Here is a 22323-nt window from a genome sequence, read left to right as displayed (position 1 = left end):
CGCGCGTGCCGAGCGTTTCGTCAATTTCCAGATCGAGTCGCTGCTGAAGCCACTGGTCGACTTGAAAAACGCCGACCAGATTTCCGGCATCGGCCGCGGCATCGCCTTCCAGCTGGTCGAGAATTTCGGCCTCATCAACCGCCGCGACATCGCCGAGGAGATGAAGTCGCTCGACCAGGAAGGCCGCGCCGCCCTTCGCCGGCTTGGCGTGCGCTTCGGCGCCTACCATGTCTTCGTGCCGGCGCTGATCAAGCCGGCGCCTGCCGGACTGGTGACGCTGTTGTGGGCGCTGAAGAACGACGGCAAGGACAAGCCGGGTTTTGGCGACGTGGTCCATGCGCTCGCCTCGGGTCGCACCTCGGTGGTGATCGACCCTGCTTTCGACAAGACGTTCTATAAGCTTGCCGGCTACCGCAATCTCGGCCGTCGCGCCGTGCGCATCGACATACTGGAACGGCTGGCGGATCTGATCCGTCCGGCGACCAACTGGAAGCCCGGCCTCGGCCAGCGCCCGGACGGCGCCTATGACGGCCAGTCCTTCATGGTGACGCCGCCGATGATGTCGATCCTCGGCGCCACCGCCGACGACATGGAAGAAATTCTCAAGGGTCTCGGCTACCGTGCCGAGCCTAAGCCGGCCGTCGAGGTCAAGGCGCGGCTCGAAGCGCAGGACAACGCCGCCCGCGAAGCGGCGGTGGCGAAACTGGCGACGGAAGAAGCTGCACGAGCCGAGCAGGCCAAAGCGGCGGAAGCCGCGGCAACGGATGCCGCAGCAGAGGCAGCCGTCGAAGGGTCGGAGCCGGCATCGGACGCAGTGGCCGTTTCGGAAACCACGGTCGAAATTCCCGCCGAAATCACCTCCGACGCCGCGGCGGAACCTGCTGCGCCTGCCGTGGAAGAACAGGCGGACGCTCCAGTCGAAACCGTGCAAGACGAAGCGCCTGTTGCCGAGGCTGCGCCCGACGTCGCCGAACCGGCGCCGGTTGAGCCGCAGGCAGAGACTGAGACTGCCGAGATCGAAGTTGCAGCGGCAGAAGAAGCCGCAACGCCCGACCTGGCGGCAAATGCCGCGCCCGCAACGGACGCCGCGCCGGACGAACCTGTGGCGGTGACTGAAGCAGCTGTCGGCGAACCCGCGCCGGAAGCCGAAGCACCAAAACCCATCCTGTTGTGGCGTCAGGGCCGCTTCGAACAGCGCCCGCGCAACCGCGATGACAACCGCAGGAACAATCGCCCGCGCAACGGACAAGCGCGCGGCCGAAGCGATGCGCCTGCGGATGCCGCCGGCGCACCGGCCGCTGCTGCACCCGGAGAACGCCCGGCCCATGAAGGACGGCGCGATGGAGCCGGCAAGCCGCGCTTCGACCGCTCGAAATTCAAGCCCAAGCCGCAGGCCGAAGGCGAACAGCGACGTGATGGCAGGCCGCAGGGCGAACGTCCCGACCGCCGCGAAGGCCGTCCCGACTGGAAGGGTGGCAGGCCGGATGGCAAAGGTGGCCCGCAAGGCGGCAAGCCGGCCTTCCAGCCGAAGCCGCGCGAGGAGCGCCCGGTGCGTTTCGATCCGGATTCGCCCTTCGCCAAGCTCGCCGCTCTCCGCGACCAGCTGAAGAAGTAGAACCCGGCTCGCTTCGATGGTTGCCGAAGGCCGCCAGCGCATCGACAAATGGCTGTTCTTCTCCCGCGCCGTGAAATCGCGCTCGCTGGCGGCGAAGTTGGTCGTCGCCGGCCGCGTCCGCATCAATCGCGACAAAGCAGCGCAGGCCTCCGACCAAGTCAAGCCAGGCGACGTCCTGACCATCACGCTCGAACGCCGCATCTTCATCTGGAAGGTGCTTGGTGCCGGTGCACGGCGCGGCCCGGCCGAGGAGGCCCGGACGCTCTACGAGGATATGTCGCCACCGCCCGCACCGAAGGGCGAAGCCCCTCCCGATGCAATTCCGGGGCTGCGCGAGGCCGGCAGCGGCCGCCCGACCAAGAAGGAACGTCGCCAGACCGACCGATTGCTCGGCGAAGATTGATGCCTGGCGTCCAAAAACACGCAGTGGTTCTGGGACAACGGCACGCCTGAGGCGAGAACTGAGCCCGGCAAACAGACGCTCTGCGGGACATGACTGACTTCCGCCGGGCCTGCAGTCTGGAATTCCATTCCGGAAACACCGGCACCGTCCGCAATGGCTACCCTTGCAAGCGGTCGACAAAGGCGTTACCTGACGGAAAAAGCCCAACAAAATGGGACGTCCCGGAGCCGACCGATGACCTATGTCGTGACCGACAATTGCATCAAATGCAAATACATGGACTGCATCGAAGTCTGTCCGGTCGACTGTTTCTACGAAGGCGAGAACATGCTCGTCATCCACCCCGACGAGTGCATCGACTGCGGCGTTTGCGAGCCGGAATGCCCGGCCGACGCAATCAAGCCGGACACCGAACCCGGCCTCGACAAATGGCTGCAGGTCAACACCGAATACGCCGAGAAATGGCCCAACATCACCGCCAAGAAGGAACCGCCGGCAGACGCCAAATCCTTCGACGGCGAGGCCGGCAAGTTTGAGAAATACTTCTCGGCCGAGCCCGGCGAAGGCGATTGACAACACGGCCGCAAAGGCCGGTATTACGCCGGGTAAGAGGCACGTCACATTAACCGGCTTGACAGCCGGCGCTGACCTGTGGCCTTCGCGTATGCAGCAAAACCTTGATTCTTCCGACTTTTTGTGTTACATCAGCGAAACATGCCGGTGACACAACGTCGATTTATGGCGCAGACGCCCCAAATCACTGAAAGGTGAAAATCCCATTCGGACCAGAGCGATCTGGGCCAGGCGGTCGCGATGTTGCGGTTTGCCGGTCCGGCTTTTCCGATGGGTTCATCTGTTGTGCGGCTAACGATCGGCTTCCCCGATCGCGCGAGTTCGGACCGGCAGGACGCCGGTGCCACAACAAGGAGTTCAGGGCGTAATGGCAACGATCACCCCGCAGAAGAAGTCCACCGCTGCGCGTCACGGTTTCAAGACCGGCGAGTACATCGTCTACCCGGCGCACGGCGTCGGCCAGATCGTCTCGATCGACGAGCAGGAAGTTGCTGGACACAAGCTGGAACTGTTCGTCATCGACTTTTCGAAGGACAAGATGCGCCTGAAGGTGCCGGTCGCCAAGGCGACCTCCATCGGCATGCGCAAGCTGTCGGAGGAGGATTATGTCGAGCGCGCGCTGAAGGTCGTGCAGGGCCGCGCCCGCGTCAAGCGCACCATGTGGTCGCGCCGCGCCCAGGAATATGATGCGAAGATCAATTCGGGCGACCTGATCTCGATCTCGGAAGTCGTGCGCGACCTCTACCGCGCCGACAACCAGCCGGAGCAGTCCTATTCCGAGCGCCAGCTTTATGAGGCGGCGCTCGACCGCATGGCCCGCGAGATCGCGGCCGTCAACCGCATGTCGGAAACCGAAGCCGTGCGCTTGATCGAGGTCAACCTCAACAAGGGCCCTAAGCGTGGCGCCAAGGCCGACAATGAAGAGGCCGAGCAGGAAGAAGCTGCCTGATCCTTCTCGCCTTTGAATTCATGAAAAACCCGGCCTCGCGCCGGGTTTTTTCGCATTCTAGGAGGTGACGGCAGTTACACCTCGCCGCCGCCTTCCTTCTCAGCCTCCTGCTTCAGCGTTGCGATGAACCGCTTCGTCCGTTGCTGCTGCGGATTGTTGAACAGCACCGCGGCCGGCCCCTTCTCGACGACGACGCCGGCATCGAGGAACACCACTTCCTGGGCGATCTTGGAGGCGAGGCGCAGATCATGCGTCGCCATCACCATGGTCGTGCCTTCGCTGGCGAGCTTGCCAAGCACCTCGACCACCTCTTGCGCCAGTTCCGGGTCGAGCGCCGAGGTCGGCTCGTCGCAGAGCAACACTTTCGGCGACGGCGCCAACGCGCGGGCGATCGCCACGCGCTGCTGCTGGCCGCCCGACAGCGTCGCTGGCCAGGCGTCTGCCTTGTGCACCATCCCGACCTTCTCCAGCAGAGCCAGTGCCCGCTCGCGTGCCCTCTCAGGCGGCCATTTCAACACCGTCACCAGCCCTTCCATGACGTTCTCGATCGCAGTGCGATGCGGAAACAGCTGGAAGTTCTGGAACACCATGCCAGTCTGCAGCCGCAGGCGCTGGATATCCCTGGCCGGAACCCTGCCGCCGGGGTGGAATTCGAGCGTCTCGTCGCCAATGCGCACCGTGCCCGAGGTCGGGATCTCCAGGAGGTTGATACAGCGCAGCAGGGTGCTCTTTCCCCCGCCCGACGGACCGACCAGCGCCGTGACGCTGCCTTCGGCAATGGTGACCGTCACGCCCTTCAACACGAGATTGTCGCCGAAGCGCTTTTCGATGTTGCTGAGGCCGATCATGAGCGCGCCTCCAGGAAGCCGCCATAGCGGTTGAGCCGGGTCTCCAACCGCGTCTGCAAGGCCGACAGCACCGAACTCAGCGCCAAATAGAGGATCGCCGCCTCGACATAGAGGATCAGCGGCTCATAGGTGGTGGCGACGATGCGCTGCGCCGCCTGGAACATCTCCGGCACGGTGATGGCGGCGGCCAGCGACGTGTCCTTGACCAGCGAGATGAAGGTGTTGGAGAGCGGCGGCACCGCGACCCGGCCGGCTTGCGGCAGAACTGTACGCCGCATCGCCTGGCCCCAGGTCATGCCGATCGAATAGGCGGCTTCCCACTGGCCTTTCGGCACCGAGCCTATTGCCGCGCGGATGATTTCCGACGTGTAGGCGCCGATGTTGAGCGTGAATCCGATCAACGCCGCCGTGAAGGCGTCGAGCAGGATGCCGACCGACGGCAGGCCGTAGAAGATGAGGAACAGCTGCACCAAAAGTGGCGTACCCCGGAAGATCCAGACATAGAAGCGCACAAGCGCGACCAGCGGCTTGGGGCCGAACAGCCGGGCGAGTGCTGCACCCAACCCAACGGCCAGCCCCAAGGCGAAGGACAACAGCGTCAGCGGCACGGTGAAGATCAGCGCCGCCCACAGCAGCGAAGGCAGCGACTCCAGCATCAGTTGCAGCCAGTGCGGCACGTATGACCCTCCAGATTGGTCGAAGCAGCTTGGTCAAGGCGAGAATGCGTCTGCCATATCACGACAAAAGCGGCGGGCCGTCAAAGACGGCTCGCCGCTCTATGTGTCTCATGGCCGCGGAGCGGCTCGCCTCGTAGATTACTTCGAAACATCCTGGCCGAAATAGGTGTCGGCGATCTTCTTATAGGTGCCGTCGGCCTTGATGTCGGCCAGCGCCTTGTTGATCGCGGCGACCAGCTCCGGATCGCCCTTGCGTACGATGACGCCGGAATAGTCGGCGTTTTCCTCTTGCGCGGCAATCTTCACATTGGCGTCGGGCTTGTGCTTCTTGAAGTCGAGGAACGACAGGCTGTCATTGATCGTGGCGTCGGCGCGGCCGGTCAGAAGCAGCTGGATCGACTGGTCGAAGCCATCGGTGCCGACCAGCTCGGCGCCGTTCGTTTCGGCCAGCTTGCCGAAATTCGAGGTCAACGACTGCGCCGACTTCTTGCCCTTGAGATCGGCGAAGCTCTTGATGTCGGTGTTGTCGCCGCGCACGATCAGCACCGCCTTGGAGGCGATGTAGGGATCGGAGAAGTCGTACTTGGCTTTGCGGGCATCGGTGATGCCGACCTGATTGATGACGGCGTCGTAGCGATTGGCGTCGAGGCCGGCGATCAGTCCATCCCACTTGCCTTCGAGGAACTCGGCCTGGACACCAAGCTTCTCGGCAATCGCCTTGGCAATTTCGACGTCGAAGCCGACCAGTGCACCGGACGTGTCATGGTAGGTGAACGGCGCATAGGTGCCTTCCGTGCCGATCTTGATGACACCGGCGTGCTTGATCTGGTCGAGATTGGGGCCGGCATGACCTGAAGCGACAGCCAGGGCCTGCAGCGTTCCGGCGATAATGAGCGACTTGAGCCATTTCATTTTTCTGTGATCCCGTCCTTGGCCGGCTGGCCGGCATATTTGTGAGCGCTGGAAACTGACAGATGCAAGCCGAAAAAATAAGGAACAGCATTTCAAAAACGGCGGGTTTATGAAACCATATTCTCTAAACGGCGCTTTTTCACTCGTGATCGCAGCCATCTCGGACCTCCTGAGAATCCTTCAGGCAACACAATCGCGCCGCTGCGGTCGCGGAACCTTTCCCGCGCATGGCAGTTCTGGCTGTTCTAGGGCACGACGCCGGCATTTCAACCCGAGCGGCAGCCAACTTTGCAAAGTCATTCGCACCACCCAGGGAGCGCCTCATGATGGAAGACACGGCAGGACGGATCATGGTCCGCGCGGCAATGAAGGCTCCCTACCTCGAGCGTGACGAAGAGCATCGGCTTGCATTGCTCTGGAAAGAGGACAACGACCAGAACGCGCTGCACTCAATCACCGTCGCCCATATGCGGCTGGTCATTTCCATGGCCTCCAAGTTCCGCCATTACGGCCTGCCGCTCGGCGATCTGGTCCAGGAGGGTCATGTCGGATTGCTCGAGGCCGCCGCCCGCTTCGAGCCGGAGCGCGAGGTGCGGTTCTCGACCTATGCGACATGGTGGATCCGCGCCTCGATGCAGGACTATATCCTGCGCAACTGGTCTATCGTGCGTGGCGGCACCAGCTCGGCCCAGAAGGCGCTGTTCTTCAACCTGCGACGCCTGCGCGCGCGGTTGGCGAATGGCACGGAGCCGCTCTCCAACGCCACGCTCTATCGCGAAGTGTCGGAGGCGCTTGGCGTCTCCGAAGCCGATGTGGCGATGATGGATTCGCGGCTCTCGGCGCCCGACTCCTCGCTCAACATGCCTATTGCCGACGATGCGGGTTCGACCGAGCGCATGGATTTCCTGATTTCGGACGATCCGCTGCCCGACGAGATCGTCGGCGACAAGATCGATGTCGCGCGCCGCTCGCTCTGGCTGAGGGAGGCGCTTCGCGCGCTCAACGCACGGGAGCTTAGGATCATCGAGGAACGGCGGCTGAACGACGAGGGCGCGACACTCGAAGCGCTCGGCGAAACCCTCGGCATCTCCAAGGAACGCGTCCGCCAGATCGAGGCCCGCGCCATGGAAAAGCTCAAGGTCGCATTGGTGAAGCAGAATCCGGAGTTCATGGCGACTGCCGCCTGAACGGCGGCAGGCGTCCAGCGGCGCCTACTTGTCGGTGACGATCTTGACCTTGTCGCCGGCCGAAACGGCGGCACCGGGCGACAGCGCGTTGAGGACGCGGAACAGGTCGAGCTTGCGGTCGACGCCGACCATCTGCGCCGAAAGTGAACCCATCGTCTGCCCAGGCTGGACGGTGACGACGCGGATGTGCAGCGGCTTCAGCGCCGCCTTTTCGGCAGCACTCAGTATCCGGAACGAGCCGCTTACCGAACGGGCGATCGTGTCCAGAGACGTGCTGGCGGAAGGGGCCGCGGTCAGCAGCCGGTAGACTTGGCCGCCAGCGCGGATCACCGCTATGTCGAATTGCCAGCCTTCGGCGCCGGCATGCGCGGTCGCCGCCTCATTGCCGTTGATGGTTTCCTGCTTGACGCTACTGTCGACGAGACCAGCCACCCAGCCGCTGCGGATATAGTCCGTCAGCGCCCGGTTCTTGTCGATGGAGACGCCATCGAAACGGATCGCTATGTCGCCGGGGCCGGTGGCCGTCACCGCTGCCGCCGAATTGTCGATGATGAAGCCGTCCGGCACCGTGAACGACACGCCAAGGCCCGGGTGCAGGAAGGTTTCGCCGCGCACATAGCCTTCCTCGGGTGTGTCGCCATAGAGCAGGCCGTCTATGCCGGCGAGGAAGGAATCGCGGTCGCGCGTGCCGACGCCCGGCGCGCCGAACTGGCGGGCATGGCGCTGCGCCAGATCGATGCGCTGCGGCGTGTTGGGGTGCGTGGCCAGGAAGTCCAGGCTGGCGTCGGTGGCGCCGCTGATCGAGCGGAAATCGGTATAGGCCGACATCGATTGAAGGAAGCGGCCTGCGGCGAAAGGATCGTAGCCGGCCTCGCCGATCGACTTGATGCCGATGGCGTCGGCTTCCAGCTCCTGGTTGCGCGAAAATTGCGCCAGCCTCAGCTTGCCGCGGATCAACGCCGCCTTGGCGGTCGGGCTGTCGCCGAGCACATCGGAAACCACCTTGGTCGCCAGGCCTTCCTCTGCCTCGAGCTGTTGGCGCTGCAGGCCGTGATTGGCGGTGACGTGGCCCATCTCATGCGCGATGACAGCGGCAAGCTCGGCCGAATCATTGGCCAGCGCCAGGAGGCCGCGGGTGATGTAGAGATAACCGCCCGGCAGCGCGAATGCGTTGACGTTGGGCGAATTTAGAATGGTGATGCGATAGGTCTGTGTCGGGTTGGCGGACACCACCGTCAAACTACCGACCACCTTGGCGACCATTCGCTCGAGCTTGGGGTCGGAATATTCACCGCCGTAAGTCGCCAGGATGCGCGGGTGCTGCGCCTTGGCCAATTCGGCGAGCTTGTTGTTGGCGCCGACATTGTCCACTGTGATCGGCTTGTCGGAAGGCTGGAAGCCGGATTCCTGAACTTCCGGCGGCGTGAACATCTGGCAGCTTGCCAACGCCACGGCAAAACCGGCCAGCGCTAGAAAACGCGCCAGCGGTTTCATTCCCAATGTGTTAGCGCCGATCGCCAGAACGGCTTCCTTTCGGGTCCCGGCGCATGACCACGAAAATCGGGGGCGATCTTCGGAACGTGTCATGCGCTATCTCAAACTGCTGCAGCATCCGTTGCCCGTCCCTTAGGGCGGGCGGCGGATACTGCAGGCAAATCACGGCCTGTGCCGGACCGGTAGGGCGACCTAGCCACACTCCCCCGGTCATGGCAAGCAAACGCCACATCGCCTGGAGCCGGTTTGACCGTAAATTATGTCCGCTTCCGGGCAACATCGCGTGATGTGGAATATCCAGCACCCGCGCCGATATAGCGCCGGAACGCCTCCGGACCAGCCCCGGTAAAGAAATCATCAGCCTTGCCGGTTGCGGCCACCAACCCATTGTCGACAAACACCATGTGCTCGCCGATGCGGCGTGCATCCTCGGGCTGGTGGGTGACAAATAGCACCGTCATGGCGCGTTCGGCATGAACGGCAGCAACCAGATCCAGCATCTCGTCGCGCAAAGCGGGTCCGAGCGAAGCGAAGGGCTCGTCGAGCAGCAACACCGGTCGGTCGCGCACCAGCACGCGGGCCAGTGCGACGCGCTGGCGTTCGCCCCCGGAGAGCTCGCGCGGCAGGCGTTTCTCCTTGCCCGCGAGACCGGTGCGCGCAAGCGCCTCGGCGACCGCGGCGCGGTCCGCCTCGGTCAGCCCCAGGGAGGGCGAGCGGCCGAGCCCGACATTCTGCTCGACGGAAAGATGCGCGAAGAGATTGTTCTCCTGGAACACCATCGACACCGGCCGCGCCGAGGCCGGCTCGGCGCTGACATCGGCCCCGCCGATCAGCACGCGGCCCGATTGTGGGGGCTCGAAGCCGGCGACCAGATTGAGCAGCGTCGACTTGCCCGAACCGCTCGGACCCATGATGGCGGTGATCTTCGCCGTGGCGAACTCGACGTCGAAGACAAGTGGCACCTCACCATAACTGAACGACACCTTGTCCAGCCGCACCGGCGCGCCCTTCTCGAGCCTGCTGGCCGCCCTCTCACGCATCGCGGACCTTCTCCCTTCCCAGCCAGTGCGCCGCCACGATCAACGCGAGACAGACGAGGCCGAGCAGCAGTGCCAGGCCGGCAGCATCCTCGGTGCGGTAGCTGCCCATCCGTGCCAGAAGAAGGTAGGGCAATGTCTGCACGGAATCACTGCCGAACAGGGCAATGACACCGAGATCGCCCAGCGACAGCGCCATGGCGAAAGCGAAGGCCGTGGCGAGCGGGCGCCGCAGCGACGGCCAGTCGACCAGCATCAGCCGGTTCCAGCCCGCAATGCCGAGCTGTGCGCAGAGCCGTTCGTGACGCTCGCTCGCCGCATCATAGGCGGGACGCACGGCGCGCAGGGCGAATGGCATCGCCATCACCGCGTTGACGGTGACGACCATTACCGGGGCGATGGCAAAGACATCGCCGGCATGGCGCAGCAACAGGAACCAGCCGGCGCCGACGACGATCGGCGGCACGACAAGGACAAAGCCGGCGCCTGTATCGGCAGCGTGTTCGAGCAGTGTCTTTGCGCCGGCACGGCGGTTCAGCGCCAGTGCCCGCCGCGCCATGGTCAGCGCCAGCGACAGCATCACCGAGAGCAGTGCCGACAGGAAGGCCAGCACCACGCTGGTCAGCGTTGCCTGCCGGACAGTGGCCTCACCGGCCAACCGGCCGAGATCCGCACCCAACCCGGTCATCACCGTTGCCGCCATCGGCCCAACGACGAACAGCAGCGCCAGGATGATGAGTAGCGCGTTCAACCAGGTCTCGCTCCGATGGACTGAGAGATACCGACGTTGCGCGACCGGCAAATTGGTGTCGCCGACCACATTGGCGCCCAGGCGCGTCAGGGCCAGCACAACGATAAAGGTCAGGGCAATCTGCAACAGCGTCAGTGTAACGGCCCGCGCGGGATCGAAATCAAAGCGCAGCGCCTGGTAGATGCCGACCTCCAGCGTCGTCGCGGCCGGCCCGCCGCCGAGCGTCAGCACGATCGTGAAGGATGTGATGCAGAGCATGAACACAAGCCCGGCGACGCCGGGCAGTGCGGCGCGCAGCGTTGGCCATTCGATCAGCCGGAACGCCGGCCGCGCCGCCATGCCGAGTTGGCTCGCCAACCGCCATTGGTCGGCCGGTATGGTCTGCAGCGCCTCGAGGAACAGCCGCGTCGCCAGCGGCAGGTTGAAGAAGACATGGGCGACGAGGATGCCGGACAGGCCATAGATACCCGGCCAGCTTCCGCCGCCGATCAGGGCAAGCACGCCGGCGAAATAGCCGGCACGGCCATAAAGCGCCAGAATGCCGAGCGCTGCGACAATAGCCGGCAGCGCCAACGGCACGGCGAAGATCTGCAGGATGAAGGCGCGGCCGAAGAAACGTGGATGTCGCGACAGAGCCCGCGCCACGAACAGCGCCGGGATGGCCGAAAGCAGCGTCGAGAGCGCCGCTTGCCAGAGCGTGAAGCGAATGACGCGAAGCAGATAGGGATCGAAGGCTGCCCAGGCGCCCGAGAAATCATGGGCGCCCTCGAAAAGCAGGCCGGCAAACGCGCCGCCGATCAGCAGCGCGATCGCGGCAAGCGCGACAATGCCGGCGCTGACGCGGGGATCGGCTGGATGGCGCGTACGCATCTCGCGCTATCCAACCCTGCGACGGGTATTGATCGAGGGGAATATCTGGCGAAGGCCGAGCCCACCCCCCTCTGTCCTACCGGACATCTCCCCCTCAAGGGGGGAGATTGCGCACTCAGCCGCCTTCGCTATTCTCAAGAGTGGCAGGACTAAGAGAGGCGATAAAGCTGCCGATATCCCCCCCTGAGGGGGAGATGGCCGGCAGGCCAGAGGGGGGCGGCTTGGCGCAAACATGCGACGCGGCTCGCGCCCTACTTGCTCATCACCGCAAGCCATTCATCGACCCAGGCCTTGCGATTGGCAGCGACCTCTTGCGGGCTGAACAGCAAGGTCTTGGTCGGCTTGACCAGTTTATCAAAGGCCGGATTGAGCGGCTTGTCGGTCTTGCCGGCCGGGAACATCCAGTTGGTCTCGGGAATGGCATCCTGGAACTTAGGCCCGGTCATGAAGGCCATAAACTTGGCCGCCAGCGGATTCTTGGCTCCCGTCGTGGTGATACCCGCCACCTCGATCTGCAGATACTCGCCCTCCTCGAAGGAGGCCGCCTGGTAGCGCCCGGTGTTCTCGGCGATCATGTGATAGGCCGGCGACGTCGTGTAGGACAGCACCATCGGCGCCTCGCCCTTGGTGAACAGCCCATAGGCCTCGCTCCAGCCCGGCGTCACGGTCAGCACCTTCGGCTTGAGCTTGGCCCAGGCCTCCGGCGCCTTGTCGCCATAAACCGACTTGACCCACAGAAGCAGGCCGAGACCCGGCGTCGAGGTGCGCGGGTCCTGGATGACGATCTTGTCGTCGGCACCGCCCTCGACCAGCTCTTTCAGGCTTTTCGGCGGGTTCGTCAGCTTCTCGGTGTCGTAAACGACAGCGAAATAGCCGTAATCAAAGGGGACAAAAGTATCGTCGCTCCAGCCACCCGGCACGTTGACATCAGTTACGCCGCCATGCGGCGCGAACAAGCCTGACGCCTTGGCATCGGCGGTGAGATTGGTGTCGAGGCCAAGCACGATATCGGCCTTCGTCGATGCGCCTTCCAATCTGACGCGGTTGAGCAGCGCGACGCCGTCGGCGACCGAGACGAACTCGACATCGCAGCCGCATTCGGCCTCGAACGCCTTCTTCACCACGGGACCCGGACCCCAGTCGGCGGTAAAACTCTCATAGGTGTAGACGGTGAGCTTGTCCTTGGCCAAGGCCGGTCCGGACAAGGCCACGACCGTTGCTGAAACAAGAGCGTATAAAAGCGTGCGCATCGGCGCCTCCTTCGTTCGAATTGAAAGGAATTGAGGCGTCGGACTGTCCGAAACGTCTAATCCCTCCGCCGGTACAAACCGGATCAGGTTCAGCGGGTTGGCGAGACTGCCTCTCAGCCGGTCCGCGAAGATCGCGTCCGGCACCCCGTTAGAGCGTTTCGACACATAGGCCGGGCCGATCCGCCACGCAAGTGGGAGTTTGCCGCCTTCCGTTTCCCGTGCCGGGCTGGTAAGGGCCACACGATATGAGCACATTCACCATCCTGCTTGGCGGCGATCTCATCCGCACGCCACGGCTCGACCGCCAGGCCGAAGGCTCCCGCGTCATCGCCGCCGACGCCGGCATAGGCCATGCGCAGTTGCTGGGCCTCGTGCCGGAGCTGTGGGTGGGTGATTTCGATTCCGTGCCGGCGAACCTGCCGGACGATCTCGCTTCCGTGCCGCGCCGGACCTTCCCGGCGGAAAAGGATCAGACCGATGGCGAACTGGCCATCGCCGCAGCACTCGAGCGCGGCGCGACCCGGCTGGTGCTCGCCGGTGCTTTCGGCGGCAAGCGCGCCGACCACGCTTTCCTGCATCTGGCGCTTGCCTTGCGCCTGGCCGAAGCAGGGACCGATGTGCTCCTGACCAGCGGCGCCCAGGAAGGCATTCCCCTGCTGCGCGGAATGGCCGGCTTCGACTATGCCGACGGCACGCTGTTTTCGGTGCTCGGCTTTTCCGAGCTTGCCGGGTTGACCGTCACCGGCGCCAAATGGCCGCTGAACCACGTCAAGGTGGCCTTCGGTTCGTCGCTGACCATTTCCAACGAGGTCAAGGGCCGCCTCGAAATCGCGCTCGGCCATGGCCGCGCGATGCTGCTCGCTCATCCCTATCCCTTACCTGAAAGCTGACATGGCCCCGCCCCTTCTCAACCTCGACGGGATAAAACTGACCTTCGGCGGCACGCCGCTGCTCGATGGCGCCGCCTTGACGGCTTCGGCCGGCGACAAGATCGCACTGGTCGGCCGCAACGGGTCGGGCAAGTCGACCCTGCTGAAGATCGCCGCCGGCCTGATCGAGCCGCAGGACGGTGAGGTGTTCCGCCAGCCTTCGGCAACTGTCCGCTATTTGCCGCAGATGCCCGACATGGAGGGCTTTGCCACTGTCCGCGCCTATGTCGAGGCCGGGCTTGGCCCTGCCGACGATCCCTACCGCGCCAGCTATCTGATGGAGCATCTCGGACTGTCGGGTGAGGAACGTCCGAACGATCTGTCGGGCGGCGAGGCGAGGCGTGCTGCCCTTGCCCGCGTCATGGCGCCGGAGCCAGACATCCTGCTGCTCGATGAGCCGACCAACCATCTCGACCTCTCGGTCATCGAATGGCTGGAAGAAGAACTCATCCGCACCTCCTCGGCACTGATCGTCATCTCGCACGACCGCCGCTTTCTCGAACGTGTGTCGCGCGCCACCATCTGGCTCGATCGCGGCCAGACCCGCAGGCTGGACAAGGGCTTTGGCCATTTCGAGGAATGGCGCGACCTGGTCCTGGAGGAAGAAGAGCGCGAGCAGCATAAACTCGGCCGCCAGATCGTTCGCGAAGAGCATTGGCTGCGCTACGGCGTGACGGCGAGGCGCAAGCGAAACATGCGCCGGCTCGGCGAGTTGCAGACCATGCGCCAGCGTTTTCGCGGCCATCGGGGTGCCGAAGGGTCGGCGACCATGGTGGCGAGCGACGCCGCCGAGTCCGGCAAGCTGGTGATCGAGGCGAAGAACATCGAGAAGAGCTTTGGCGATCTCACCGTGGTCAAGGGGTTTTCGACCCGCATCCAGCGCGGTGATCGCGTCGGCCTGGTCGGGCCGAACGGCGCCGGCAAGACGACGCTCTTGAAGATGCTGACCGGCGAGATGAAGCCGGACGCCGGTTCGGTGCGGCTCGGCACCAATCTGGAGATCGCCACGCTCGACCAAAAGCGCGAGGCGGTCGACCCGCAGGAGACGCTGGCGCAATATCTCACCGACGGGCGCGGCGAGAACCTCGTCATCAATGGCGAGCAGCGCCACGTCGTCTCCTACATGAAGGATTTCCTGTTCAAGCCGGAGCAGGCACGCACCCCGGTGCGCGAATTGTCCGGCGGCGAGCGGGCACGGCTCTTGCTGGCGCGCGTGCTGGCGCGGCCGGCAAACCTTCTGGTGCTCGACGAGCCGACCAACGATCTCGATATGGAGACGCTGGAACTGCTGCAGGAACTGGTCGCTGGCTTTGCCGGCACCGTCATCCTGGTCAGCCACGACCGCGATTTCCTCGACCGCACCGTGACCAGCCTGATTGCACCGGATGGTGACGGCCGCTGGATCGAATATGCCGGCGGCTACTCCGACATGCTGGCGCAGCGCGGCGGCACCAGGCTGGACGACCGCAAGGCGCGCGCGAAGGCCGAAAACGGCGAAGCGCCAGTGACGGCCAAGAGTGAAGCGGCCGCGCCAAAGGGGCCAGCGAAGAAACTGTCGTTCAAGCAGAAATTCGCGCTGGAATCGCTGCCCAAGAAAATCGAGGCTGTGACGGCTTCGATCTCAAGACTGGAGAACAACATCGCCGATCCGGCCTATTACGAGCGCGACCCGGCCTCCTTCCAGAAAACCATCGCCGCCCTCGACAAGGAGCGCGCGACGCTGGCGGCGCTTGAGGAAGAATGGCTGGAACTGGAGATGTTGCGCGAGGAAATGGAAGGGTGAAGGATTGCGTGGGGGCTTTTATGCGCCTAGATTATGCGCATAAAAAGAGGCGATCTTTATGCTTCAATCGACGTCAAAACCTCAGCGACAATCTGTGAATACGTCCATCGACTCTCGGTTGATCAGTGATGCGAAAGCTTTGGGCATCAATATCTCACGCGCCGCCGAAGAGGGCATTGCAAAAGCAATCTCGGCAGAAAAAACGCGCCGATGGCAGGAAGAAAATAAGGAAGCCATCGACAGCTCCAATGAGTATGTCAGACGCAACGGACTACCACTGGCCAAACACCGGCCGTTCTGATGGCGCGTTATGATTTCTATAGGAATGCCGCGGGCGGCGGTTATCTTCTCGACGTGCAATCAGACCTTCTTGAAGGACTAAGCACCAGGATCATCATTCCGCTGATGCCGCCCAAGATAGCCCCGGTTCCTGGTCGCCGATTAAACCCGACCTTCGCCATAAATGGCAAAGATCATGTGATGGTCACCCAGTTTATGTCAGCCTTCTCTGCCTCGGAATTGCCGGATCCAGAGGGAAGCCTTTCCAGGCACCATGACGAGATTGTCTCCGCGCTCGACATGCTGTTCCAAGGCTTCTGAACTGCTCCTTCTCAGCCAGCCGTCTTGGCCTGCCAGGCCTTGATCGCCTCGTCGAACACCTTCTCGCCGGGAATGCCCTTTTCCATGGTCAGCAGTGCCCGCCGTCCGGTCTTGTAGACGACCGGTACGTCGATCCAGTCCTGGCCGCGAAGCAGGGTCATGTTGGCGTCTTCGTCGGCCTTGGTATCGTTGAGCGCGACGAGGAAGAAGCCGTCGGCGATCTTCGCCGGAATGCCGATCAACGGGCTGCCGGCATCCTGTTCCGAACCCTTCATGGCGACGCGCAGGATGTTGTCGACACCGCCGCCCTCGAAACCGTCGGGCGTCAGGAAGATCATCTCGATGATATGGCTGGCCGGCAGTGTCTGATCGGTGTTGCGGCGGATGGTCATGCGCAACTGGATGTCCTTGCCGGGAATGGTGGCCTCGGCACGGATCGCCGGCTCCGGCGGCAGGTCGCCACCGGGCGATTCCTGCACCAGCGACCAGACGATATTGCCGGGCTCGGCGGAGCCCTGGGCGGTGCTGGTGCGCTCCTCGTAGAAGATCGCCTTCTGGCCGACAGGCAGAGCGGTTTCCGCAGGCGCAGCTGCCGGTGCGGGCGGCCTGCCGGCAGCATCGGGCGGCGCTGCCGGGGCAGCTCCGTTGGCAGGCGGCGTTGCGGGGGCGGCACCTGTAGCGGGGGGCGCTGCCGCGGCAGGTGTGCCTGCGGCCGGAGAGGAAATCGCCGGTGCGTTCGCCGCCGAGGGCGGCGTGGTCAGCGCGGCGACCGATTCGCCTTCGCCGATGCCGCTTTGGCCACCGGCCGGACCCGGGTCGACTTCACTGCCCTGCGGCGTCAGCCGCTGCGTGAATTTCGTGCTTTCGGCCTCCGTGCCGCCAGCCGCGGGCGCCGGAGGCGTTGCCGCGGCATCGGTTGCCGGCTTGGCAGGCGCTGGTTTCACCGGCTCGGTCTTGACGACCTGATTGCCGCCGAGCCCAAGCATTTTGCCAAAGGCATCCTTGTTCAGCCAGATTCCGTAGCCACCGCCGGCTACGACCAGAAGAGCGACGACGGCCGCGATCAGCCCACCATAGCTGCGCTTGCGCTCGGCTGGACGCAGGCGCTGGAAGGTGTCCGACACCGGCTCTTCGTCGCTGGAAAAGACATCTGCCTCGTCCTCCGCCTCGTCGGCATCCATACCTGGAAGAGGCGTTTCGGCGCGAGCCGGCTGGGAAGGCGCCGGCGTCGCCCTTTGCCAGCTCGGCTCGACCTTGGCGGCAGGTGGTGGCGCGGGCTGATAAGATTCAGGCTTTGCAGCGGGCGGTGCGGGCCAGGCCGATTCAGCCTTGGCCGGCTGCCGTGTATGGCTCGGCTGATTCTTGTTGCGATCGATCGACGAAAAGATGTGTTCCAGCTCCGCCAGCGGATCGGTCTCCGGCAGGCTCTTGGCATAGTCCCGCTCGACACTCGCGATCGCGTCTTCCAGCGAACGCATCTGCGTGGCTATGGCTTCGGCGGCCGGCGGCGGCGAATATTCCTCAAGCTTCTTCGCCAGCATGGTGCGAACGCTGGCATAGATGCGCGTACGCTTTTCCGGCGTCTCGTCGCCATGCTTGCCGAGCGCCTTTTTCAGAATAGCAACGTAATCTGCCATGCTTCAGTCGACCTGTATTTTGTTTCCGCGCCGGCCCCCGCAAATCGGCCGCGATGCCCGGAAAGGCTTCAGAAACTAGTCTTGAAACGGATCGGTCACAAGTATCGTGTCGTCCCGTTCCGGGCTGGTGGAAAGGAGTGCTACCGGGGCGCCGATCAGCTCCTCGATGTAGCGGACATACTTGACGGCCTGGGCCGGCAGATCGTTCCAGCTGCGCGCGCCGGCAGTGGTGCCTTTCCAGCCCTCGAGCGTCTCGTAGACCGGTTCGACACGTGCCTGCGCGCCCTGGCTGGCCGGCAGATAATCGATCATCTCGCCGTCGAGACGATAACCCGTGCAGACCTTGATCTCGTCCAGCCCGTCAAGCACGTCGAGCTTGGTCAGCGCGATGCCCTTGATGCCGTTGACAGCGACGGCCTGGCGTACCAGCACCGCGTCGAACCAGCCGCAGCGGCGCTTGCGGCCGGTGACGACGCCGAATTCATGGCCGCGCGTGCCGAGGAATTCGCCGACCTCGTTCTTCTGCTCGGTCGGGAACGGACCCTCGCCGACGCGTGTCGTATAGGCTTTGGTGATGCCGAGCACATAGCCGATGGCGCCTGGGCCGACGCCGGAGCCGGCGGCTGCCTGTCCGGCAACCGTGTTCGACGAGGTCACGAACGGATAGGTGCCGTGGTCTATGTCAAGCAGCGTGCCCTGCGCGCCCTCGAACAGGATACGCTCGCCAGCCCGGCGCTTGTCGTCGAGGATCTTCCAGACCCGGTCCATATAGGGCAGGATGTCGTCGGCGACCGAGGTCAATTCCTGCATGATCGCGTCATGCGTGACTTCCGCATGGCCAAGCCCCCGACGCAGCGCATTGTGGTGCGTCAGCAGCCTGTCGACCTTCACGGGCAGTGTTTCCAAATCCGCCAAGTCCATCACCCTGACCGCGCGCCGGCCCACCTTGTCCTCGTAGGCGGGGCCGATGCCACGACGGGTCGTGCCAATCTTCGTCCCGGAATTGGATGCGGCGTCCTCACGGAATCCGTCCAGCTCCCGATGCAGGGACAGGATAAGCGCTGTGTTTTCGGCTATTTTCAGGCGATCCGGTGCGACTTCGACACCTTGCGCCTTGAGCTTGGCCACCTCGGCGACGAAAGCATGCGGGTCGAACACGACGCCATTGCCGATGATGGACAGCTTGCCCTGGCGCACGACGCCCGACGGAAGCAACGACAGCTTGTAAACCTTGCCGTCGACGACCAGCGTATGGCCGGCATTGTGGCCGCCCTGGAAACGCACCACGACATCGGCCCGCTCCGACAGCCAGTCGACGATCTTGCCCTTGCCTTCGTCACCCCACTGCGAGCCGACGACCACCACATTGGCCATGTTTCTTTTCCCTTGAGACGCCGCCAAGCGGCTTGAATATGGTTCGAAACGACAGGCCTCTATAACGTCAAGACCTCGCGAGCGCGACCTTTCTTTGCCGTCGGAAATGCCCTGAGGCACAACAATTTTCGGCTTTGACATCATTTACTTGGGCGAGCGAGGGCAATAGGCCGGCAAACACCGCAGCTCCGGCGACTGGAATCCCGCGATGCATCGAAGCGCCTACATATTCCTGCTGCTCACCACCTTGCTCTGGGGTGGAAATTCGGTGGCCGGCAAGCTGGCGGTCGATCACGTCTCGCCGATGACGCTGGTCTTTCTGCGCTGGGTGCTGGCCGTGGCGATCATGCTGCCCATCGGCTGGAAGACCATCCAGAAGGACTGGCCGGTCGTCCGCAAGCACTGGTTCGTGCTGGTCGCCCTCGGCGCCAGCGGCTTCACCCTGTTCAACACCATCTTCTACACGGCGCTCAACTACACGACAGCGATCAATGTCTCGATCGAACAGGCGGCGATGCCGATCCTGATCATGACTGCCAATTTCGTCTTCTTCCGCCTGCGCGTGAACTGGGCGCAGATTGTCGGCGTCGTGCTGACTATCGCCGGCGTGATCCTCACCGCCTGCCATGGCGACCCGCGCCGGCTGTTGACGCTGGAACTCAATTTCGGCGACGCCATCATGCTGGTCGCCGTGTTTCTCTACAGCGGCTATTCGGTCGGACTGCGGTTGAAACCGGTGATGCATTGGCAAAGCCTGATGCTGGCCCTGTCGGTTGCGGCACTCGTCACTTCGCTGCCGTTCTTCCTGTGGGAGGTCGTCGCCGGCAAGGTCATCATGCCCGATGCGCGCGGCTGGACCGTCATCGTCTATACGGCGATCGGCGCATCGGTCGTTTCGCAGATCTTTTACATCAGAGGCAACGAACTGATCGGCGCCAACCGCGCCGGCCTGTTCATCAATCTGGTGCCGATCTTCGGCACGCTGCTGTCGGTGCTGATCGTCGGCGAGACGTTCCACGTCTATCAGGCACTGGCTTTGGTGCTCGTGCTGGGCGGCATCGGGCTTGCCGAATACAGCGGGCGCAAGATGGCGGTGGCGGACCACCGCGGATGACATGTGGCGGCTGACGCTCTCCCCGTTGCAGCGATTCACGCGAACAGCATGGATTTAGCCAATGGCCCGGAAACAGCGGCATAAACCCTGCCGCGTCCCCACTTGGAACATTTCACCTCCAGCGGAGTTTGAACGGCAGGGAGGCGACATGATGAGCCCCAACCCTCGCAGCACGGCAAGCATTGCCGGTCACCCTATCCATCCCATGCTGATTCCGTTTCCGATTGCCTTTTTTGTCGGCACCTTCGTTTGCGATCTTATCTTCTGGCGAACAGCCGATCCCGGATGGGTCACCGGGTCGCTTTGGCTTCTCGGCGCAGGCCTGATCATGGCAGCTCTGGCTGCGCTTGCTGGCCTGACGGATGTTCTCGGCGATGTTCAGATCCGCAATCTCACGACGGCATGGCTCCATGCCGGCGGCAATGTACTCGTCGTGTTGATCGAGCTTTACAACTGGTACTCGCGGTATGCCGGCGGAGCGGCGGCCGTGATGCCAACCGGCATCGTCCTATCGATGATCGTGGTTCTCATCCTGCTGTTTACGGGCTGGAAGGGCTGGGAACTGGTCTACCGACATCGCGTGGCTGTCTCCGATGGCTCGGACGAGTTGACCTGAACCGGCCGCCGCGGCGGCCGGCATCAGCGAGGGGGTCGGCAACCGCCTGCCCTCGATCACATCGCGTTGACGTCGAACTGCAGCCGCTTGGCCGAGTCGATCGACTTATGCGCCTTGACCTTTTCCAGCACGGCCTCCGGGAACGGCGCGTCGAGATAGAGCAGCGCTATGGCATCGCCGCCCGGCCGGTTGCGGCCGAGCTGGAAGTTGGCGATGTTGACGCCGTTCTCGCCGCAGACGGTGCCGAGCAGGCCGATGATGCCAGGCGCGTCCGCATTGGTGGTGTAGAGCATGTGCTGGCCGACCTCGGCATCGAGGTTGATGCCCTTGATCTGGATGAAGCGTGGCTTGCCATCCGAGAAGCATGTGCCGGCGATCGAGCGCGTCATGTGCTCGGTCTTCACCGTAAGCTTGATGTAGCCGTCGAACACGCCCGATTTGTCGCGCTTGACCTCGGCGACGATGATGCCGCGCTCCTTCACCATGATCGGCGCCGACACCATGTTGACGTCGGAGACCTGAGGCCGGATCAGCCCGGCGAGTGCGGCGCTGATCAGCGCGCGCGTATTCATCGTTGCGGTGGAGCCGTCGAACAGGATCTCGACCTCCTTGATCGGATCCTCGGTGACCTGGCCGACGAAGGCGCCGAGCACTTCGGCAAGCTTGACGAAGGGCTTCAGCCGCGGTGCTTCCTCGGCGGTGATCGACGGCATGTTGATGGCGTTGGAGACGGCGCCCTTGATCAGATAGTCGGCCATCTGCTCGGCAACCTGCAGCGCGACATTCTCCTGGGCCTCCGTCGTAGAGGCGCCGAGATGCGGCGTCGCCACCACATTCTCCATGCCGAACAGTTCGTTGTTCTCGGCCGGTTCGACCTCGAAGACGTCGACGCCGGCGCCGGCCACCTTGCCGCTCTTCAGCGCCGCGATCAGGTCGGCCTCGACGACCAGCCCGCCGCGTGCGCAATTGATGATGCGCACGCCCTTCTTCATCTTGGCGATCGCCGCGGCATCGATGATGTTGCGCGTCTTGTCGGTCAGCGGCGTGTGCAGGGTGATGAAATCGGCGCGAGCGAACAGTTCGTCGAGTTCGACCTTGTCGACGCCAAGCTCCTCGGCACGGCTGTCCGACAGGAACGGATCGAAGGCGATGACGTGCATCTTGAGGCCAACGCCGCGCGTCGCGACGATCGAACCGATGTTGCCACAGCCGATGACGCCCAGCGTCTTGCCGGTGATCTCGACGCCCATGAATCGGTTCTTTTCCCATTTGCCGGCATGGGTCGAAGCGTTGGCTTCCGGTATCTGGCGGGCAAGCGCGAAGATCATTGCCACCGCATGTTCGGCTGTCGTGATCGAATTGCCGAACGGCGTGTTCATCACGATGATGCCCTTGCGGCTTGCCGCCGGGATATCGACATTGTCGACGCCGATGCCGGCACGGCCGATGACTTTGAGATTGGTAGCGGCGTTGATCAGTTTTTCGGTGACCTTGGTCGCCGAGCGGATGGCGAGGCCATCATACTGGCCGATCACTTCGGCGAGCTTTTCCTTGTCCTTGCCGAGATCGGGCAGATAGTCGACCTCGACGCCACGATCCTTGAATATCTGCACGGCGGTGGGGGAGAGTTTGTCTGAGACGAGAACGCGGGGCGCCATGGCGGCCTCCTTGAAATGGATTTGATCCTGATGGGAATGGGCGACC

The 22323-nt window shown here is 63.6% G+C and carries 20 protein-coding genes, 1 pseudogene and 1 riboswitch; of the genes and pseudogenes, 11 read left to right on the top strand and 10 right to left on the bottom strand.

Features of this window, described 5'->3' with window-relative positions:
* The 4 genes and pseudogenes from EOB49_RS37445 to EOB49_RS08075 all read left to right on the top strand — a co-directional run.
* Positions 1-1615 (top strand): annotated as a pseudogene (locus EOB49_RS37445) (helicase); the annotation flags it as partial.
* Positions 1616-1631: 16 nt separating this feature from the next.
* The gene (locus EOB49_RS08085) at positions 1632-2018 is read left to right on the top strand and encodes an RNA-binding S4 domain-containing protein (RefSeq protein ID WP_023814308.1); all 387 of its coding nucleotides are present in this window, start codon (positions 1632-1634) and stop codon (positions 2016-2018) included.
* Positions 2019-2252: 234 nt separating this feature from the next.
* Entirely contained in the window at positions 2253-2591 is a 339-nt protein-coding gene (fdxA, locus tag EOB49_RS08080) for a ferredoxin FdxA (protein WP_013529180.1), read from the top strand.
* Positions 2592-2958: 367 nt separating this feature from the next.
* Entirely contained in the window at positions 2959-3540 is a 582-nt protein-coding gene (locus tag EOB49_RS08075) for a CarD family transcriptional regulator (protein WP_013529179.1), read from the top strand.
* 74 nt (positions 3541-3614) lie between these two features.
* Here EOB49_RS08075 and EOB49_RS08070 read toward each other — a convergent pair whose 3' ends face one another.
* The 3 genes from EOB49_RS08070 to EOB49_RS08060 all read right to left on the bottom strand — a co-directional run bounded on the left by EOB49_RS08070 (position 3615) and on the right by EOB49_RS08060 (position 5977).
* Positions 3615-4388 (bottom strand): amino acid ABC transporter ATP-binding protein, encoded by a 774-nt coding sequence (locus tag EOB49_RS08070; protein ID WP_127380679.1) that lies wholly within the window; start codon positions 4386-4388, stop codon positions 3615-3617.
* On the bottom strand, positions 4385-5065 hold the full coding sequence (locus EOB49_RS08065; protein WP_127380678.1) for an amino acid ABC transporter permease: 681 nt from the start codon (positions 5063-5065) through the stop codon (positions 4385-4387). The genes EOB49_RS08070 and EOB49_RS08065 overlap by 4 nt, the downstream gene beginning before the upstream one ends.
* Before the next feature lie 138 nt (positions 5066-5203).
* Positions 5204-5977 (bottom strand): amino acid ABC transporter substrate-binding protein, encoded by a 774-nt coding sequence (locus EOB49_RS08060; protein WP_127267251.1) that lies wholly within the window; start codon positions 5975-5977, stop codon positions 5204-5206.
* 323 nt (positions 5978-6300) lie between these two features.
* Between EOB49_RS08060 and EOB49_RS08055 the strand changes: the two genes are divergently transcribed.
* Complete coding sequence (locus tag EOB49_RS08055; RefSeq protein ID WP_023814301.1) at positions 6301-7164, top strand: RNA polymerase factor sigma-32; 864 nt, start codon at positions 6301-6303, stop codon at positions 7162-7164.
* Positions 7165-7188: 24 nt separating this feature from the next.
* Here the strand turns inward: EOB49_RS08055 and EOB49_RS08050 are convergent, their stop codons facing one another.
* From EOB49_RS08050 to thiB, 4 genes are all read right to left on the bottom strand, one after another.
* The gene (locus tag EOB49_RS08050; protein ID WP_127267258.1) at positions 7189-8658 is read right to left on the bottom strand and encodes a M48 family metalloprotease; all 1470 of its coding nucleotides are present in this window, start codon (positions 8656-8658) and stop codon (positions 7189-7191) included.
* Between the two features lie 257 nt (positions 8659-8915).
* Positions 8916-9698, bottom strand: a complete 783-nt coding sequence (gene thiQ, locus EOB49_RS08045) for a thiamine ABC transporter ATP-binding protein (RefSeq protein WP_127380677.1) — start codon at positions 9696-9698, stop codon at positions 8916-8918.
* Positions 9691-11316 carry a thiamine/thiamine pyrophosphate ABC transporter permease gene (gene thiP / locus EOB49_RS08040; RefSeq protein ID WP_127380676.1) on the bottom strand — a complete coding sequence of 542 codons (1626 nt, stop codon included), beginning with the start codon at positions 11314-11316 and terminating at the stop codon, positions 9691-9693. Before thiP ends, thiQ begins: the two co-directional genes overlap by 8 nt.
* Positions 11317-11567: 251 nt before the next feature.
* Positions 11568-12566 (bottom strand): thiamine ABC transporter substrate binding subunit, encoded by a 999-nt coding sequence (gene thiB, locus EOB49_RS08030; RefSeq protein WP_127380675.1) that lies wholly within the window; start codon positions 12564-12566, stop codon positions 11568-11570.
* 43 nt (positions 12567-12609) lie between these two features.
* A riboswitch (TPP riboswitch) is annotated at positions 12610-12724 on the bottom strand.
* An 87-nt stretch (positions 12725-12811) separates the two neighbouring features.
* On the opposite strand from thiB, the gene EOB49_RS08025 reads away from it, so the two are divergent.
* The 4 genes from EOB49_RS08025 to EOB49_RS08010 are packed head-to-tail and all read left to right on the top strand — an operon-like array spanning position 12812 to position 15878.
* Positions 12812-13456 (top strand): thiamine diphosphokinase, encoded by a 645-nt coding sequence (locus EOB49_RS08025; protein ID WP_127380674.1) that lies wholly within the window; start codon positions 12812-12814, stop codon positions 13454-13456.
* 1 nt (position 13457) lies between these two features.
* Complete coding sequence (locus tag EOB49_RS08020; RefSeq protein ID WP_127380673.1) at positions 13458-15278, top strand: ABC-F family ATP-binding cassette domain-containing protein; 1821 nt, start codon at positions 13458-13460, stop codon at positions 15276-15278.
* A 58-nt stretch (positions 15279-15336) separates the two neighbouring features.
* The gene (locus EOB49_RS08015) at positions 15337-15579 is read left to right on the top strand and encodes a type II toxin-antitoxin system CcdA family antitoxin (RefSeq protein WP_127270148.1); all 243 of its coding nucleotides are present in this window, start codon (positions 15337-15339) and stop codon (positions 15577-15579) included.
* Positions 15579-15878 (top strand): CcdB family protein, encoded by a 300-nt coding sequence (locus EOB49_RS08010; RefSeq protein ID WP_127327637.1) that lies wholly within the window; start codon positions 15579-15581, stop codon positions 15876-15878. The genes EOB49_RS08015 and EOB49_RS08010 overlap by 1 nt, the downstream gene beginning before the upstream one ends.
* Before the next feature lie 11 nt (positions 15879-15889).
* Here EOB49_RS08010 and EOB49_RS08005 read toward each other — a convergent pair whose 3' ends face one another.
* The gene (locus tag EOB49_RS08005) at positions 15890-17515 is read right to left on the bottom strand and encodes a hypothetical protein (protein WP_127380672.1); all 1626 of its coding nucleotides are present in this window, start codon (positions 17513-17515) and stop codon (positions 15890-15892) included.
* 75 nt (positions 17516-17590) lie between these two features.
* The gene (locus tag EOB49_RS08000; RefSeq protein ID WP_127267133.1) at positions 17591-18889 is read right to left on the bottom strand and encodes an adenylosuccinate synthase; all 1299 of its coding nucleotides are present in this window, start codon (positions 18887-18889) and stop codon (positions 17591-17593) included.
* Between the two features lie 208 nt (positions 18890-19097).
* On the opposite strand from EOB49_RS08000, the gene EOB49_RS07995 reads away from it, so the two are divergent.
* Entirely contained in the window at positions 19098-20003 is a 906-nt protein-coding gene (locus EOB49_RS07995; protein WP_127380671.1) for a DMT family transporter, read from the top strand.
* Between the two features lie 151 nt (positions 20004-20154).
* Positions 20155-20619, top strand: coding sequence for a DUF2231 domain-containing protein (locus EOB49_RS07990; RefSeq protein WP_127327665.1), 465 nt, complete (start codon positions 20155-20157; stop codon positions 20617-20619).
* A 56-nt stretch (positions 20620-20675) separates the two neighbouring features.
* Here the strand turns inward: EOB49_RS07990 and serA are convergent, their stop codons facing one another.
* The gene (serA, locus tag EOB49_RS07985; protein ID WP_127380670.1) at positions 20676-22277 is read right to left on the bottom strand and encodes a phosphoglycerate dehydrogenase; all 1602 of its coding nucleotides are present in this window, start codon (positions 22275-22277) and stop codon (positions 20676-20678) included.
* Positions 22278-22323: the final 46 nt, after the last annotated feature.

The sequence above is a fragment of the Mesorhizobium sp. M7A.F.Ca.MR.148.00.0.0 genome (assembly GCF_003997735.1).
Taxonomy (GTDB): domain Bacteria; phylum Pseudomonadota; class Alphaproteobacteria; order Rhizobiales; family Rhizobiaceae; genus Mesorhizobium.
The sequence above is the reverse complement of the archived record's forward strand: the minus strand, read 5'-3'. Positions and strand labels throughout refer to the sequence as shown.

Coding starts and splice junctions, on each gene's coding strand:
- EOB49_RS08085 (WP_023814308.1), top strand. CDS start 1,632: ATGGTTGCCGAAGGCCGCCAGCGCATCGACAAATGGCTGTTCTTCTCC.
- fdxA (WP_013529180.1), top strand. CDS start 2,253: ATGACCTATGTCGTGACCGACAATTGCATCAAATGCAAATACATGGAC.
- EOB49_RS08075 (WP_013529179.1), top strand. CDS start 2,959: ATGGCAACGATCACCCCGCAGAAGAAGTCCACCGCTGCGCGTCACGGT.
- EOB49_RS08070 (WP_127380679.1), bottom strand. CDS start 4,388: ATGATCGGCCTCAGCAACATCGAAAAGCGCTTCGGCGACAATCTCGTG.
- EOB49_RS08060 (WP_127267251.1), bottom strand. CDS start 5,977: ATGAAATGGCTCAAGTCGCTCATTATCGCCGGAACGCTGCAGGCCCTG.
- EOB49_RS08055 (WP_023814301.1), top strand. CDS start 6,301: ATGATGGAAGACACGGCAGGACGGATCATGGTCCGCGCGGCAATGAAG.
- EOB49_RS08050 (WP_127267258.1), bottom strand. CDS start 8,658: ATGAAACCGCTGGCGCGTTTTCTAGCGCTGGCCGGTTTTGCCGTGGCG.
- thiQ (WP_127380677.1), bottom strand. CDS start 9,698: ATGCGTGAGAGGGCGGCCAGCAGGCTCGAGAAGGGCGCGCCGGTGCGG.
- thiP (WP_127380676.1), bottom strand. CDS start 11,316: ATGCGTACGCGCCATCCAGCCGATCCCCGCGTCAGCGCCGGCATTGTC.
- thiB (WP_127380675.1), bottom strand. CDS start 12,566: ATGCGCACGCTTTTATACGCTCTTGTTTCAGCAACGGTCGTGGCCTTG.
- EOB49_RS08025 (WP_127380674.1), top strand. CDS start 12,812: ATGAGCACATTCACCATCCTGCTTGGCGGCGATCTCATCCGCACGCCA.
- EOB49_RS08020 (WP_127380673.1), top strand. CDS start 13,458: ATGGCCCCGCCCCTTCTCAACCTCGACGGGATAAAACTGACCTTCGGC.
- EOB49_RS08015 (WP_127270148.1), top strand. CDS start 15,337: ATGCTTCAATCGACGTCAAAACCTCAGCGACAATCTGTGAATACGTCC.
- EOB49_RS08010 (WP_127327637.1), top strand. CDS start 15,579: ATGGCGCGTTATGATTTCTATAGGAATGCCGCGGGCGGCGGTTATCTT.
- EOB49_RS08005 (WP_127380672.1), bottom strand. CDS start 17,515: ATGGCAGATTACGTTGCTATTCTGAAAAAGGCGCTCGGCAAGCATGGC.
- EOB49_RS08000 (WP_127267133.1), bottom strand. CDS start 18,889: ATGGCCAATGTGGTGGTCGTCGGCTCGCAGTGGGGTGACGAAGGCAAG.
- EOB49_RS07995 (WP_127380671.1), top strand. CDS start 19,098: ATGCATCGAAGCGCCTACATATTCCTGCTGCTCACCACCTTGCTCTGG.
- EOB49_RS07990 (WP_127327665.1), top strand. CDS start 20,155: ATGAGCCCCAACCCTCGCAGCACGGCAAGCATTGCCGGTCACCCTATC.
- serA (WP_127380670.1), bottom strand. CDS start 22,277: ATGGCGCCCCGCGTTCTCGTCTCAGACAAACTCTCCCCCACCGCCGTG.